This is a genomic window from Flavobacterium sp. F52, from assembly GCF_000278705.1.
Taxonomy (GTDB): Bacteria; Bacteroidota; Bacteroidia; order Flavobacteriales; family Flavobacteriaceae; genus Flavobacterium; species Flavobacterium anhuiense.
Genome location: NZ_AKZQ01000018.1, coordinates 208,563 through 223,392, shown reverse-complemented (window position 1 = coordinate 223,392; position 14,830 = coordinate 208,563). Strand labels below are relative to the sequence as shown.

Below are 14,830 nucleotides of genomic sequence, written 5' to 3'. Positions count from 1 at the left end.
TTAAAGTAAAAGCTCCGTTATGGGGCTTTTACTGTTCTTGAACCTACATCTGTAAAGCCACGACTTTCCGCATAATGCCAAGAAACTGTCCATAAAACGTAATCTCAGATCTTCCGCTTTAAATATCTTTAAGGAAATCTGAAATCCAAAGAGCAAGGAGAGACCAAATTTATAAATAGACTCCTAGGTCATTTCTGAGATCAACAGCACGGTTATAAAAGTAATAATAGACAAAACCATTACATTAATTATGGTGTCTTTTCTTTTTCTGGATTTAATGGCAGAGGCATTTTTATATACTTTGTATTTTTTATCTTTCTTCATTTTATCTTTTTCAATTAAGCATTTGAAACAGAAAAATCTGTTATCAATCATCTTTTCGAAATATTAGCACTTTCATTAAACTTGATAAATTATATTTAAAAGCGAACCACCTACTACTAGATTTGTTCTCAAGTTCTGAAAGCTAAATTATAATAGCTCAAAAATTGAGATTCACACAATTTCAGGTTATCATTATAAAATTCCCACAACTTTGAAATAGTGTTGCAATAGAAGTCTTCTTCGCTACAAATGTTCTGAGAAGCTAAGCAGTTATACCTTTCATTTTCAAACAAATATCCCATCAATAAAATCTCATAAAAACAAACTTTAGCGCTTTTGTTCGTATCTAACACAATAAGGTTTGAAAATTAAAACCAAAACACAATGATTTAAAAACCAGTATATTAACTATATAAAAAAGGGGAAAATTCCCCTTTTTTGGTAGCTTCTCATTTATCTAATTTAGTCAAATCTTAAAAGCACCCTTAGAAGCCTAATTTTCTAATTACATTCTCCGCCCTAAATCTTATTTCTTCCAATAAAATTTCATTTAGTATTTATAATAATTTTTATCAAAGATGATTTTTGAAGTAATACAAATAATTACAGAACAAGTAAACAACTATCTCGAAGAAATTGGGTTAGATAAATCTGTTGTTCCTGAAAATATTGCTTTTTTAGAATCTCAAAATGATGAAATTACAGACGCGTTAAAAAATGCTGTGGCACTTACAATAATCAATTTAGATGAAGAAGCTACTTTAAAAAACTTCCCAAATCATAGTATAGAAAATACGAAAACCATATATAAGAATAGTGTTATCAATTTAAACTTGTATCTGCTTTTTAGCGCTAACAGAGATAAATATGTCAATTCGCTAAAAGATATTTCAAAAATTATTGAGTTTTTTCAAGGGAAAAAGCTTTTTACTCAAGCCAATACCATCTTTAATAGAAATAGCAGCGCTATGAGTAATGTAGACAACTTTAGGTTTACGGTTGAACTCTACACTCCCACTTTTGAAGAATTAAATTATATCTGGGGAACACTTGGCGGAAAACAGCTTCCGTCGGCTTTATATAAAGTCAGCATGATCCAAATCGAACGCAATATTGCACAAGCAGAAGGACATCTTATTGGTGAATTTACAGGAATAACTAAAAAGAAAGAACAGTCATGAGTTATTCTTCTACATATGGTTTACTGTTTCAAGTGACGCTTCTTCATAATTATTTTTTGAATAATGGAGAAGAGACTTTTGCAAGCATGACAGATGATAAAAAAGAGAAAATGCTGCAGCAATTTAGTCCCGATGCATTTATAACAGTAACGCCAACTTTAGAAACCAATATTGTACTTAAAAACTACAAAATGGTATTTAAAAAAACCAAAACAGGTTTCGGAGTATATGTGAAAGTGAAAGATGAATCGGTCCCATTTATTAAAGTCCCTGCCGATTTGAACTTAAAGTTTTTAATTAATATTAATGATTATCAATTTGAAAATTATACTAATCTTGATTTTGCTCTTACTCGAGCATATTTTTTCAGTAATGTAAAGCCATTGACTGAACCCGTTTCGTTTAAGTATCTTCCAAAAATAAGTGACAACAAACTGATTTCAAATGCCTATCTAGTATCTGAAAAAACCACTGCCGACTTACTTTCAACACTACAGTCGCCAGAACAGCAAAATGTCTTTGGAATTATTTCGCTAACCGCTAAAGGTGACAACAGCTCGGAAGATATTATAGACAATTCGGATAAAATGTTAAGCCCAAACTTTAAAATTCATTTTGACAATAGAAAAACAATTTGGAGATACATCGACCGTAAAGCAAAAACTGTAATTAAAACCAATACCGCAAAACCGCTAACGCGATCTGGTTTTGTAGAAATTGATCCGCTTACAGATTTTACGCCTTCACAACCGGCAGAAAGTCAATATCCAAATCCATCTGTAAAATCAATAACAAAAATCGATAGTGATTACTATTCGGAAATATTTATTTAATAATTAAAAAACAAATCAATTATGGCAACAACTTACAAAACGCCTGGAGTATATGTTGAGGAAATCGTAAAGTTTCCCCCTTCTGTTGCCCAGGTAGAGACTGCGATTCCATGTTTCATTGGCTATACTGAAAAAGCCACGAACAAGATTAATGGAGATTTGAAACTGAAACCAACAAGAATAACTTCTCTTTTAGAATATGAGCGTTTTTTTGGTTTTGCAAAACCAGAGACAACAATTAGCGTTACCATTAATGACGTTTCAACGGAAAATGGAGACACGAGATCTATTGTTGTAGATCAGCCAACTGCAAAACAGCCTTTTTTGATGTATTATTCATTGCAGCTGTTCTTTGCAAATGGCGGTGGTCCTTGCTACATTATTTCAGTTGGGCGTTATGGAAATGATTTAGATGAAGAAGACATTCCAGTCACAACAATCACTAACAGCTCTAAATTGACCGACGGATTGGCTGAATTGGAAAAGGTAGACGAACCAACACTAATTCTATTTCCCGATGCTACAAGAGTGGATGCAATAACTCCAACTGATTTCTATGGATTGTACAATAGCGCATTAATGCAGTGTCAGAATCTTCAAGACCGATTTACTTTAATTGACACTTTAGGTTATGATGAGTCAAGCCCTACAGATCCAAATATAGATGCTTTGAGAGGCGAAATTAGTGCTGAAAAAGACACTATTAAGTATGGAGCTGCGTATTATCCGCACTTAGAAACTATTTTAGACTACGCCTTTGACAGCAGTAAAATTATATTAAAACATTACTCCTACACCGCAAAAGCATATGATAAAATTGCTGAAAGTCTAGTAGCTATCGAAAGTCCAACGTTGGGAATTGATGCAACTGTAGCTAAATTAGTTGATGTTACGACTACTCCTGGAGATATTTCTGGACAAATAAGCGATTTGTTTTTACAGATGTACAGCAATGATGCAACTGGTTTTGATTTAGGCGGGACTTTTGTCAGCAATCCTGCTAAAAAAACAGCATTCTTGGAAAAATTGAATATTCTGCTTACTTCTTTAGAAAGTCTATCCCTTTTAAGAAATTCATTAAACGACGAAGCAAATGCTGCAATCAGCACAATATCTGACGAGGATATGGTTATTGCAAATAACATCACAAGTGCTTTGACTACTTTTAACTCAAATTTTACCGCTGCAAATAAAATTGACTCTGTATATAAAAATTTAAAGACGTTAAAGAAAAAAATACAGGACGAGAACGCAACTGCTAAATTGCTTAAAATTGTATCGACTGACACTGTAAGTTTTGATAAAGAATTAAAAAAACTTGTAGAGTATGCTCCTTTAAATAGTCAAACTGCAATTACAGTATCTACAAATAATTTTTCCAATATAAAAGCTGACCTTCTTGCACTTTTAAATGCTATTAAATCTGTGAGCGGAAAAGATGTAAACAATGGGGCTTTAAACGGAAGAAAATTAAGCACTTTAGAAAGCATCGACAATGCAACTTACAACAAAATTCTTACTGAAATTTACAACCTGCCAATAACTCTTCCTCCAAGCTCTGCTATTGCTGGGGTTTATGCAAGAGTTGACAGAGACAGAGGTGTTTGGAAAGCTCCTGCAAATGTAAGCTTGAATTATGTCATAAAACCAACAGTTAAAATAACAAATACCATTCAGGACAACTTAAATGTTGATACTGTCGCAGGTAAATCTATAAACGCTATCAGAACATTTACCGGTAAGGGAACCTTGGTTTGGGGGTCAAGAACCTTAGCCGGTAACGATAGTGAATGGCGTTATGTACCTGTTCGCCGCTTCTTCAACATGGCTGAGGAATCAATTAAAAAGGCAACCGAACAGTTTGTTTTTGAACCTAACGATGCCAATACTTGGATAAGAGTAAGAGCTATGATTGAGAATTTCTTAATTCTTCAATGGAGAGCTGGAGCTTTGGCTGGAGCAAAACCAGAACAAGCATTTTACGTAAGAATCGGTCTAGGACAAACCATGTCTGCTATGGATATTTTAGACGGTAAAATGATTATCGAAATCGGTATGGCAGTAGTTCGTCCGGCAGAGTTCATCATTCTTCGTTTCTCTCACAAAATGCAGGAATCTTAATTAAAACATCATTAAAAAATATAAATCATGAGTTATCCGTTATCAAAGTTTCATTTCTCAGTTGACTGGGGTGGAACAAAAATAGGCTTTACAGAAGTTTCCGGATTAGATGTAGAAACTGAAGTTATTGAGTACCGTCAGGGCGCTAGTCCAGAGTACAGTAAAATCAAGATGCCTGGCATGCAAAAGTTCTCTAACATTACGATGAAAAGAGGCACTTTCAAAAGCGACAATGAATACTACGCTTGGTGGAATACAGTAAAACTAAACACCATCGAAAGAAGAGATATCACCATCAAATTACTTAACGAAGAGCACGAACCAGTGATTACTTGGAAAGTAAAAAATGCATGGCCGACAAAAGTGCAGTCAACCGATTTAAAAGCTGATGGAAACGAAGTAGCCATTGAATCTATTGAATTGGTCCACGAAGGTTTATCTATTCAAAATGACTAATCATGGCTAATTATTATCCACCCGTAGGCTTTCATTTTCTGGTTGAATTTGACCAACTAGGCACAAAAGAAAAAGACCATCAATTTCAGTCGGTATCAGGACTTTCCGTAGATCTTGAAACAGAAGAATTTGTTGAGGGTGGAGAAAACAGATTCAAACACAAGCTTCCTGTAAAAACCAAATATCCCAATTTAGTTTTAAAAAGGGGAATTCTTATTGATTCTGATGTAATTGAATGGTGCAGAAAAGCAATTGAAAACTTCGAATTTAAGCCTGTTGATTTAACGGTAAAACTCTTGAATCAAGATCACGAACCGTTAATGCATTGGAAAGTGGTACATGCTTATCCAGTAAAATGGGCTGTTGAAGATTTCAGTGCTTTAGAAAGCAAAATTGTTGTTGAAAGCTTTGAGCTTACTTATAATCATTTCACCCTTCATAAAAAATAATGTAGCCATGCCAATTGAAATCAAAGAGCTTCACATCAAAATAAATGTGAACGAAAGTCCAAGTTCAGGCGCAAAACCAGCTTCATCATCCTCTTCTTCTGCAGAAAAAGATAATGTAGCTGAATGTGTCGAGCAAGTAATGAAGATTATCGAACGAAAAAAAGAACGCTAATATGACAACTGGTGAATTAAAAAAACTGAAGATTATTGCCTATAGCGATCCACAATTCAACAGTCCCATTTCGGATATTGAAGAGTTCGTTACTTTGATGAATCCCGAGAAATATACTTTTCATTACAAAATAGAACAAGATACAACTCAAGCCGCTGGAACAAGTAGCCCTGCGCCAAGATTTACAGCAATTGCTCCAGAGGAATTAGAATTGGATTTTGTTTTTGATCGAACCGGTGTTATTGCTGGCAAAGAAAGTACTGAAAACGGTGTTATTGAAGACATTGAGCATTTTAGAAAAGTAATTTTAGAATATAATGGTACAGAACATAAGCCAAATTATTTAAAAATTGCTTGGGGAAGTCTGCTTTTTAAAGGATCTCTTACCGAAATGACCATTGAATATAAACTTTTCAGACCTGACGGAACGCCGATCAGAGCTATTGCAAAAGGAAAATTCAAAGGAGTTGTTGAAGATGAGTTAAGAGCAAAACAGCAAAACAATCAATCTCCTGATTTAACACACACTAGAACTGTAAAGGCGGGAGATACGCTTCCGCTAATGTCTTTTAAAATCTACGGCGATTCAAAATATTATCTCGAAGTAGCAAGAGTCAACAAGCTTATCAATTTCAGAAAACTAAAAATTGGTCAAAAAATATTTTTCCCTCCACTGCAAAAACAACAATAGATGAACAATAGTGACGTCATACAAACCAGTAAAAGTGCCGATTTAGTAACGCACAAATTGCTCATTGAGGGAACTGAGCTGTCTGGCGTTTACCAAGTAATGAGCATTGTAGTTCATAATGAGGTAAACAGAATACCTATGGCGCAGATTATTTTGACCGATGGAGATGCCGCTTCGAGAGATTTTAAATTAAGTAATGAAGATTTGCTTATTCCAGGTAAAAAGATAGAAATAAAAGTGGGCTATCACAGCGACGAAGAAACTATTTACAAAGGAATCGTTTTAAAACATTCTATAAAAATAAAAGACAATTCGTCCCTATTGATTGTAGAATGTAAAGATGAAGCCGTAAAAATGACCATTGGAAGAAAGAGCAAATATTTTTATGATGTAAAAGACAGTGACGCTTTTGAAGACATTATTGGCACTTACGGATTGCAAAAAGATGTAGAAAGTACAAATTATAGCCACAAAGAGTTAGTGCAATACAATACATCCGATTGGGATTTTATTGTCTCACGCGCACAGGCTAATGGAAAATTATGTTTTGTTGAAAATGGCAAAATCTCAGTTAAAAAGCCAGATTTAGCTTCAGAATCAATTGAAACGGTTGCTTTTGGTGCCACAATGCTAGACTTTGATGCTGAGATTGATGCTCGAAATCAGTTTGCTAAAGTTTCATCTTACAGCTGGAATGCGTCCAATCAGGAATTATTAGAAATTGAAGCTAAAGATCCAAGCGTAAGTCTAAACGGAAATTTATCAGCTTCCGATTTATCTGATATCGTAAAACTTGAAAATCTAGAATTACGTCACGGCGGTCATGTTACCGATACCGAATTGCAAGATTGGGCTGATGCTAAATTATTATTTCAACAATTGTCAAAAGTTCGCGGAAGAGTAAAATTTCAAGGTATTCCTGCTGTAAAACCCAATACAATTATCACGCTTGAAGGTGTTGGAGACCGCTTTAATGGCAAAGCGTACGTTACTGGAGTTTTCCATGAAATAGCAAATGGTAACTGGACTGTAAATGTGCAGTTTGGACTAAATCCTGAATGGTTTTCTGAAACGTATGATGTCAATACGCCATCGGCTTCAGGAATAATTCCGTCCATAAAAGGACTTCATATTGGTATTGTAACCCAGCTTCAAGACGATCCGGATGGAGAAGATAGAATTCTGGTCAAAATCCCAATCATCAATAACGAAGAACAGGGAATTTGGTGCAGAATCGCAGCATTAGACGCAGGAGACAACAGAGGCACATTTTTTAGGCCAGAAATTGAAGACGAAGTAATTATTGGTTTTATCAATGAAGACCCAAATGACGCTATTGTTTTAGGAATGCTTCACAGCAGTGCAAAACCTGCTCCGCTAAAAGCATCTGACGATAACCATCAGAAAGGGATTTTTACCAGAAGCGAAATGAAAGTGCTCTTTGACGATGATAAAAAATCGATAGCTATTGAAACTCCTGCAGGTAAAAAAATAACGCTGGACGAAGACAAAGGCTCTATAGTTGTTGAAGACGAAAATTCAAACGTCATTACAATTGACAGCGCAGGAATAAAAATGGAAAGCGCAGGCGATATTTCAATAAAAGCGACAGGCGATGTAAAAATTGAAGGCACCAATGTAAACTTAACAGCAACTGCCCAATTTAAAGCCGAAGGAAATGCTGGAGCAGAAATGTCATCGGCTGCGGTAGCGATTGTAAAAGGAAGCATTGTTCAGATTAACTAATTCATTATCTGAACTCTATCATCCAAAACTTAAACTAAAGGTTAACTATAAAAAATAAGTAGCTATGGGAGCACCAGCCGCAAGAATTAACGACATGCATGTTTGCCCAATGGTAACGGGAACTGTGCCTCATGTCGGAGGACCAATATTACCGCCAGGTTCACCTACAGTATTAATAGGCGGTCAACCTGCAGCTTGTTTAGGAGATATGATTGTTTGCACAGGACCGCCAGACAGTATTATAGCTGGTTCAAGCACAGTGCTGATTGGAGGAAAACCAGCCGCAAGAATGGGAGATTCAACTGCGCATGGCGGAACAATTGTATTGGGATGTCCAACTGTTTTAATAGGCTGATTATGGAAAATAAAGAAGCTTTTTTAGGAACTGGATGGAGTTTTCCGCCAGAGTTCAAAAAGAACAATAAAGCAGTCGTAATGACATCTGACGAAGCAGACATCAAAAGCAGTCTGGAAATATTGCTTTCTACCAAAATCGGCGAGCGCATTATGCTTCCCAGATATGGTTGTAACATGGATGAACTGCTTTTTGAAACATTAGACAGAACACTCAAGACTTATGTTTCAGAACTTATAAAAACAGCGATTTTATATTACGAACCGCGAATTGATGTTGAAAAAATTGACATCACACAAAGTGATGATTTAGAAGGAGAATTATTAGTCATAATTGATTACAAAATAAGAAGTACAAACTCAAGAAGCAATCTTGTTTATCCTTTTTACAAAGAAGAAGGCACTAATGTTTAAAAGTTTATAAGCAATGAGCACCAACGGCAGCCAAATAGACAATGTTATTTTTAAAAGAAATGGAGTGAACCAGGAAGAACGCTTTAGTGACGCTCTAGAGCCTAGCAACCTAAAACTTCATGATTTTACTATTGAAGACTGGTTGTTATTTGCTTATAATTTTGCCAAAGAAGTCAACTTTTTTGACACAAATCACGATAAAACCCCAGAAGGCAATTGGCAGGAGTTTTTTAGCTATTTCGGCTTTTCAAAAGATAATCTTCCAGATGGCATTCCGAAAAGAACAGAGAAAGAATATGCATCATTAAAAGAAAACATTACCAAGACATTATCCGTCACTAATATCAATCAAGACCTTACTCCTCACCTTACTTTGTTTGTGTGCTTCTTGAAATTATTGGAATTATCTCAAAACAAACTTAATCTCATTACCAAAAAGCATTTAGATTTTTTCTATAAAGACATACTTCAAATTGAAAAACTGCCTGCAAAAGCAGATAAAGTCAATATCATTTTTGAACTGGCAAAAAAAGTCGCTGAAGAAAAAATTGCCGTAAACACAGAACTTGATGCAGGAAAAGATCCCGATGGCAAAAAATTAATCTATAAAACCACAGAAGAATTTATTGCCAACAAAGCCAATATAGCATATTTAAAAAGTGTGTATAATGACGTTGATCGAGGCGAAATAAAACAGAGCGAAATTGCCAATTCTCTAGACGGAAAGGGCGAACCTTTAAAAGAAGATTCTCCTTACTGGTTTCCATTTGGATATACTTCCAATGAAGAAAAATATACAGAGCTAGACGATGCCAAATTAGGTTTTGCAATAGCTTCGGAATTATTTAATCTTAAAGAAGGTGACAGAAATATTGATATTACAATCACTTTTGATGATGTTTTAACTTTTCACAATCCATTTAACGTAGATGATCTTTTAGCTAATATTAGTATTTTATATAGCGGAAAAAAAGGATGGGTTGGAAATTTTAAATTGAGCGACAGTCTTCCTTTTAAAGCTGAAAATAGATCTTCAAGCATTAGCGGCAATCAGTTAAAACTGGTTTTTCAAATATCAAAAGATAATCCGGCAATTGTAAACTACGATCAGACAATTTTAGGAGAATTTTTCTCAACAGAATTACCTGTGATTCGATTTTTAATTAATACAGAAGATCCAAAAGGTCATACTCTTTTTAGAAGTCTGGTTACAAAACCCATAACTAGTATTAAAGTAAAAGTTGAAGTTAAGGATGTAAAATCTTTAGTATTAGAAAGCGACACTGGTCTTCTTAATGCCGCGAAACCTTTTTTCCCTTTTACAACTCAACCCGAAAAAAATAGCTCATTTATAATCAACTATCCTGAGATTTTTTCTAAAAAATGGACAGACGCAGATATTAACATAAAATGGAAAAATACTCCATTATCATTTGAAACTCATTATGCCGCTTACAAAAGTAGTTTTATAGAAAAAATAAGCAAAAAGATTTTTATTGACGCCATTTTTATCAAAGATAATATTGAGGCGAAAATGAACGTCAATCAACCTGAAGATGGAATTGCCAAAAAAAACAATTCAGAAATAGAAGCCATTTCAGAAGCCAACCATTCACTTGAAATAAATCCAGACAATCCAATTGTAACAAAGGATTATTTTAAAGCAACATTATCCGTTTTAAACAAAGAAGTTTGGCACGAACAAAATAAAACAGTCAATTTATTTGATGCTGATGAAGGTAATGTATTCGAATCAAATATCCACGTAAAAGGAGATTATGAACTTGGCAAAAGCGGTCCCATTCGATTGACCCTAAATCAGTCATTTTTACATTCACTATTTCCAAAAATATATACTTTGGCGATAATGAATGTGGCGACAGATCCATCAACGCCAATTCCAAATGAGCCTTACACACCTGTTGTAGAAAGCATAAGTTTGAATTATTCTGCAGAGGAAACTATTGATTTTGGTATTTCTGCCTACGAGTCTAACCGAATAAAATTGTTTCATGAAGCTCCTTTTGGACAGCGCGAAGAACATTCTTATTTGAAACAGCAAGCCATCAATAAAGAAATTTTAGAAGTTGAACCAATTACCAATTGTCTAGTTCCTGATTATTGCAATGGAGGCGAATTTTACATCGGTCTTCAAGATGCCGAAATATCACAACAGATTTCACTATTATTTCAAATATTGGAAGGGAGCGAAAATACTGGCGTACCCACCTTTACAGGAAAACAAAAAGTAGAATGGTACATATTGTGCGATAATTACTGGAAAAATCTTGACAAGGATATTTTAGCAAATGGGATAGATAACTTCTTAAAATCAGGAATCGTAAAATTTGGCATTCCAAAACAGGCATCCAATGACAATACATTGTTTCCAGCCAATACCATTTGGATAAAAGCCAAAATGCACAAAGATTATGATGCCGTTTGCAAAGTTATCGATGTGAAAACTCAAGTTGTTACCGCTCAATTTTTTGACAACAACAATAATTTAGCACATTTAGAGAGCACATTACCTGCCAAAACAATATCTAAATTAATTACACGAGTTCCGCAGATTAAAAGCATAGAACAGCCATTTAATTCGTTTGATGGAAAACCATTAGAATCAGATCCCTCCTATTATCTGCGTGTGAGCGAACGCTTGCGCCACAAAAACAGAGCTATAACGCTTTGGGATTATGAGCATCTTATTTTACAGGAATTTCCAAGTGTTTTTAGAGTAAAATGCCTTAATCATACTTTTATTTCGGGTACAGAAACCTCATTTTTATCTCCAGGAAAAGTAACGCTAGTCGTAATTCCAGATATCGTAGACAAAAATGTATTCAATATTTATGAGCCAAGAGTTAGCACAGCCACATTAAACAGCATTGAAAGTTTTATCAATTCTAAAAATTCCATGTTAGTATCTGCTAAAGTCATTAATCCTGATTATGAAAAAGTTATAATCAAACTGGATGTAAAGTTTTATCCCGAATTCGATGAGAATTTTTATAAAAAACAGCTTAATGAAGATCTTATCAAATTTTTATCGCCATGGGCCTTTGATACCTCAAAACAAATCATATTTGGAGTTGAACTGCAACGAAGCATTGTTATCGAATACATCGAAAACCTGTACTATGTAGATTTTTTATCTACTCTGGAAATGGCAATCTATATCGATAAGAAAACAGATAAGGAACATCCTAAACCATTAGAAGACACAGAAAACAATAAAGACAATATTCATCTTTTAGACTTTCAAACCACATTATCACCATCAAGCCCTAAGAATATTTTAGTCTCTGTTAAAAACCACATTATCAGCACCAACATCATAACCTGTAAACCAACAACCCACGAAGAACCTGAAAAATGTCGCTACTAAACCCACATATCACCATTCCTAAAAAATCAGCATCAGAAGATGATTTGGATTTCTTTTATCTAAGAAAAAAAGGAATCGAATATATTGAGTCTTTTGGCAGCAAATTCTGGACTGATTTTAACGAGCATGATCCAGGTATTACAATGCTCGAGATGCTTTGCTATGCCGTTTCAGATCTTGGCATGAGACTCAATCTTCCTATAGAAAATATATTAGCATCTGATGACATCAATAAAGACATTCCAAAGCAGTTTTTTAAGGCTTCAGAAGTATTGTCTTCTAGCCCTGTTACCCAAAATGATTACCGAAAACTATTTATAGACATAGATGGGGTTAGAAATTGCTGGCTCGCCAAACATGAGAAAACGGTTTATGTGGACTGCAAAAAAAATCAGCTTTCTTATGATGTTAACGATTATAATAATCTTGCAACAACTCCGAACTTAAGAAAGTCTTTCGAACTAAATGGTTTGTATGATTTGTATGTAGATTTCGAAAGTTCAAAACCATCAGAAATAGAGATTGTTAAAGAAAAAATAAGAAAGCAGTATCATGCCAACAGAAACCTTTGCGAAGATCTTGTCGATATCAAAAAAGTAGTCGATTATCCTATAAAAATATGTGCTGATATTGAAGTAAATACTGAAGCCGACGAAGAATTGGTTCATGCCAATGTTCTTCATGCTCTTGAAAGTTACTTATCGACAACGGTCAATTTTTATTCGTTAAAACAAATGATTGACAAAGGATATTCGACTTTGGAAATTTTTGATGGTCCATCTTTAGAGAATGGTTTCATTGATACCAAAGAATTGCTTAAAGCCGATTTGAGAAACGAAGTGCGTCTTTCAGATATCATGAGAATAATAATGTCGGTGCCAGATGTAATCTTAATTAAAGATATTTCTTTAGGAAACTGTGGTGGTGATGATTTAGAAAACAAATGGCTTATTTGCCTTGCGCCTTATCAAAAACCAGTTATTTGTGCCAAAAGTGTTTTCAATTACAACAAAGGATTATTGCCTCTGAATATCAATCAGGCACAAGTAAAAATTTATTTAGATGCCATAAAAGCCGAAAAAGACAAAGCTACAACCAACGCCAGTCAGAATAAAGAATTAGAAATACCAAATGGCGAATACCTAAACACCGATTTTTATACCACCATACAAAATGATTTTCCTGAAACTTATGGAATTGGCGAAGTAGGTCTTCCAACCCGAGCATCTATTGAACGTAAATCCAAAGCAAAACAATTAAAAGGATATCTTTTATTTTTTGATCAGATATTAGGGAGTTATTTTAAACAATTAGGTCAGGTAAGCGAATTGCTTTCGGTAAGCGGAAATTTGACCCGAACTCTTTTTACTCAAGTCGTAAAAGACATTGAAGGCGCGAATGACATTGTTGACGGATACGATAATTACACTGACGACAGCATTACAGAACTGCTTTTTGACCAGCAGGATAATAATATCGAAAGAAGAAATAACATTTTGGATCATCTTTTGTCTCGTTTTGCCGAAAATTTCTCAGAATACGTTTTTGTCAATAAAACTATTTATGGCAATACTACAGATCAAGTGGTATTGCGCGACAAAGAAAACTTTTTGAAAGATTATAAAGTTGTAAGCAAAGACCGAGGCAATGCTTTTGATTATTACAAACAGCCTATTGCCAATTTATGGAATACAAATAATGTTTCAGGAGCAGAAAAAAGGATTTCAAGACTCATTGGCATTAAAGATTACAACCGAAGAAATCTTTCCAACTCTTTTGTTCAGATGTACAATTTTATTGATTCAGACAATCAATTGGTATATAGATGGCGTATTGTGGACACAAATAATGAAATTGTACTTTCTTCAACGGCAGAATACTTTGATACTTCTGCTGCAAATAAAGAGCTTTATTTTGCAGTATTGCAAATTATTCAGACTCGGGAATATAAAATAAAAGAAGCCTTTAAAAACGGCACTGTAAAAGATTTATCCATTATTGACAATATCTTAATTCAGAAATCAGACGCTGGGAAATATTCGTATGACATTATAAACCCAGCCATCAAAGACAAGAAAAACCCAAACCGAATTATTGCCCGCAGATTTGAATATTATACTAATCTTCCTGATTTAGAAAAATCGATTCTGGATTTAATTCAATTCATGAAAGAAGATTTTACTGAGGAAGGAATGTTTTTGGTTGAACACATGATGCTCCGCCCAGATGTACATCAAACAATAGTAAATCCAGATACTTTCATGCCAATTTGCGCCGAAGAATGCGGCGATTGCGAACCGATAGACCCTTACTCCTACCGTGTGAGCGTAGTGCTGCCAGGATATACATTGCGATTTGCCAATACCGATTTTAGAAATTATATAGAAAAAATAATCAAAGAAGAGCTGCCAGCTCACGTTCTGGCAAAAATATGCTGGATTGGCTATAGGGAAAAAGATGTGAAAGACCCCGCAGAAAATCAGCTCGTTCAATTTGAAAAAACATACAAAGACTACTTGATTGCCAAAACCGATTTGAATCAAGAGCAGCCAGAACCACAATTAATCAGTTTTATTAAATCATTAACCAGTCTGGACAATGTTTACCCTACAGGTCGACTATTTGATTGCAGTGATGAAAACGAAAGATTGTCAGATAAAATTATACTAGGAAAAACGAATTTAGGATCACTATAAAAAAC

13 protein-coding genes are annotated in these 14,830 nt (G+C 34.6%); 12 read left to right on the top strand and 1 reads right to left on the bottom strand.

Annotated features, from left to right (window positions below; translation table 11 throughout):
* Positions 1–183: 183 nt before the first annotated feature.
* Positions 184–324, bottom strand: a complete 141-nt coding sequence (locus FF52_RS05290; RefSeq protein WP_157498517.1) for a hypothetical protein — start codon at positions 322–324, stop codon at positions 184–186.
* 578 nt (positions 325–902) lie between these two features.
* Here FF52_RS05290 and FF52_RS05285 point away from each other — a divergent pair.
* The 12 genes from FF52_RS05285 (at position 903) to FF52_RS05235 (ending at position 14,825) form a co-directional block, all read left to right on the top strand.
* The gene (locus FF52_RS05285; RefSeq protein WP_008463605.1) at positions 903–1,505 is read left to right on the top strand and encodes a DUF4255 domain-containing protein; all 603 of its coding nucleotides are present in this window, start codon (positions 903–905) and stop codon (positions 1,503–1,505) included.
* The gene (locus FF52_RS05280) at positions 1,502–2,338 is read left to right on the top strand and encodes a hypothetical protein (RefSeq protein ID WP_008463604.1); all 837 of its coding nucleotides are present in this window, start codon (positions 1,502–1,504) and stop codon (positions 2,336–2,338) included. The genes FF52_RS05285 and FF52_RS05280 overlap by 4 nt, the downstream gene beginning before the upstream one ends.
* A 21-nt stretch (positions 2,339–2,359) precedes the next feature.
* On the top strand, positions 2,360–4,459 hold the full coding sequence (locus FF52_RS05275; protein ID WP_008463603.1) for a phage tail sheath C-terminal domain-containing protein: 2,100 nt from the start codon (positions 2,360–2,362) through the stop codon (positions 4,457–4,459).
* Positions 4,460–4,486: 27 nt separating this feature from the next.
* Positions 4,487–4,915 (top strand): phage tail protein, encoded by a 429-nt coding sequence (locus tag FF52_RS05270; RefSeq protein ID WP_008463601.1) that lies wholly within the window; start codon positions 4,487–4,489, stop codon positions 4,913–4,915.
* Positions 4,916–4,917: 2 nt separating this feature from the next.
* Positions 4,918–5,364: a phage tail protein gene (locus tag FF52_RS05265; protein WP_008463599.1), complete on the top strand. Its 447-nt coding sequence runs from the start codon at positions 4,918–4,920 to the stop codon at positions 5,362–5,364.
* Positions 5,365–5,371: 7 nt separating this feature from the next.
* Positions 5,372–5,536, top strand: coding sequence for a DUF5908 family protein (locus FF52_RS23735; RefSeq protein WP_008463598.1), 165 nt, complete (start codon positions 5,372–5,374; stop codon positions 5,534–5,536).
* A gap of 1 nt (position 5,537) precedes the next feature.
* Positions 5,538–6,227, top strand: a complete 690-nt coding sequence (locus tag FF52_RS05260; protein WP_008463597.1) for a CIS tube protein — start codon at positions 5,538–5,540, stop codon at positions 6,225–6,227.
* Positions 6,228–7,973: a type VI secretion system tip protein VgrG gene (gene vgrG / locus FF52_RS05255; protein WP_008463596.1), complete on the top strand. Its 1,746-nt coding sequence runs from the start codon at positions 6,228–6,230 to the stop codon at positions 7,971–7,973. It begins immediately after the preceding gene.
* Between the two features lie 64 nt (positions 7,974–8,037).
* The gene (locus tag FF52_RS05250; protein WP_008463595.1) at positions 8,038–8,328 is read left to right on the top strand and encodes a PAAR domain-containing protein; all 291 of its coding nucleotides are present in this window, start codon (positions 8,038–8,040) and stop codon (positions 8,326–8,328) included.
* Positions 8,329–8,330: 2 nt separating this feature from the next.
* Positions 8,331–8,741, top strand: a complete 411-nt coding sequence (locus tag FF52_RS05245; protein ID WP_008463594.1) for a GPW/gp25 family protein — start codon at positions 8,331–8,333, stop codon at positions 8,739–8,741.
* Positions 8,742–8,754: 13 nt separating this feature from the next.
* The gene (locus FF52_RS05240) at positions 8,755–12,129 is read left to right on the top strand and encodes a baseplate J/gp47 family protein (RefSeq protein ID WP_008463593.1); all 3,375 of its coding nucleotides are present in this window, start codon (positions 8,755–8,757) and stop codon (positions 12,127–12,129) included.
* Entirely contained in the window at positions 12,117–14,825 is a 2,709-nt protein-coding gene (locus FF52_RS05235) for a hypothetical protein (protein WP_008463592.1), read from the top strand. Before FF52_RS05240 ends, FF52_RS05235 begins: the two co-directional genes overlap by 13 nt.
* Positions 14,826–14,830: the final 5 nt, after the last annotated feature.